This window comes from Neobacillus citreus (assembly GCF_018343545.2).
Lineage (GTDB): Bacteria > Bacillota > Bacilli > Bacillales > Cytobacillaceae > Neobacillus > Neobacillus citreus.
Map to the genome: position 1 here is coordinate 1 of NZ_JAGYPE020000136.1, position 1,638 is coordinate 1,638.

A 1,638-nucleotide genomic window follows, 5' to 3' on the forward strand; every position below is an offset into this window, starting at 1 on the left:
GGAGCTGACCGCTTGATTTAAAAAACGTTCGAGCGACACCGTTATTCCCCTCCCTCATGACCAGCCGCTAATTTTTTCTCCAGCTGACGGATTTCATCGCGGATGGTTGCGGCATTTTCAAATTCTTCATGGATAATAGATTCTCTTAACGAGTTTTTCAGTTCATCAATTTGCTTGCGGAGATAAATGGCCCCGCCAACTCTTTTTGGGATTTTCCCGTTATGGGTCCAATTTCCGCCATGAAGCCGCCTTAGAACAGGTTTTAATTGTTCTTTAAAGGTCTCGTAGCAGTGCGAACAGCCGAAGCGTCCTACTTTCAAAAACTGTGGAAATGTCATGGAACAATGGTGGCATTGCAGGATTTCTGCCTGTTGAAACGGGCTCTCGGTTGGCTGTTGAAATGCCGGGTCGAAGTTTAATAAACCTGCTAATAAATTATTAAAAGAAAACCCTGATTCACCATTAAAAATAAACATATCGCCCTTTTCCTGAGCACACTTTTCACAAAGGTGCACTTCCGTCTTTTCACCATTAATAATTTTTGTAAAATGGAGTGCCGCAGGCCTTTGATTACATTCTTGGCAAATCATACTTTCACCCTCTGGCTATATTATTTATATTTCAAAGATGTTAACATTGCCTTTAACATTCTTGCTCTTAATTCATCCCGGTATGGAAGTTCAATATACAAAACAGATCGATCAATTACGCTTAACATGATTTTAGCCTCTCTCTTTGTAATAATCTCTTCCTGAATAAGCCGGCCAATCACATCCTCCGCACTTGCCTGACTGCATCGGCTATGGATAAGTGACAGCAAATGGTCAATCAATTGGGCCGAATCATGAGACTGCACCTTAATAATCCGGATATATCCGCCCCCGCCCCGTTTGCTTTCCACGACATACCCCCGTTCAATCGTGAATCGGGTGTTAATGACATAGTTAATTTGCGAAGGAACACATTGAAATTTATCAGCAACCTCGCTGCGTTTGATTTCCACAATATCTTCTTCACTCATATCCAAAACCTGCTTCAGATATTTCTCGATAATATCGGAGATGTTTCTCATCTTCCCACCCCCTTGCACCATCTGACTTTGACTATATTTGACATTAATTATACTCAATTTTATTTCCAGATGCAACGATTCACTATTATATGATTTTCTCCAAATCTCGCGGTTGCGAAACCTATGATTGATGGGAAAAAACTACTAAATTTGAAGGATTGTGATGCATGGGGACGGTTCTTGTGCATCAAATGGGGAATGTAGTCTAGGAATGTGGTGATGGGGACGGTCCCAGATAACTAAAGAACACTTATTAAAAAGATAGATTAAAGACATTTTGACATTCCGTTTTGGTGATTTTTTCTTTAATAAGGCGGATAAAGGACATTTTGACCTTCAGCCCAGACGATTTTGTCTCTAAAAAGCTCCATTAAAGACATTTCCTTATCCATCTAGTGCATATTTGTCTTTAATAAATCGGGATGAAGAGTTTTTTCAGTTACTCAGACGGTTCGTATGTATCATTCATGTTTGAATCGCCAACAAAAAAAGACAACCATTTTCAGGTTGTCTTCTTATTTGCCCGGCAGCGTCCTACTCTCACAGGGACTTGCGTCCCAACTACC

The 1,638-nt window shown here is 40.5% G+C and carries 2 protein-coding genes; both read right to left on the reverse strand.

The genetic code is table 11. The annotated features are described in order from the left end of the window. Window positions 1–41 precede the first annotated feature (41 nt). The gene (locus tag KHB02_RS29570) at window positions 42–590 is read right to left on the reverse strand and encodes a protein-arginine kinase activator protein McsA (protein WP_213148296.1); all 549 of its coding nucleotides are present in this window, start codon (window positions 588–590) and stop codon (window positions 42–44) included. Window positions 591–610: 20 nt separating this feature from the next. Further along, window positions 611–1,072 carry a CtsR family transcriptional regulator gene (locus KHB02_RS29575; RefSeq protein ID WP_213148297.1) on the reverse strand — a complete coding sequence of 154 codons (462 nt, stop codon included), beginning with the start codon at window positions 1,070–1,072 and terminating at the stop codon, window positions 611–613. Window positions 1,073–1,638 lie beyond the last annotated feature (566 nt).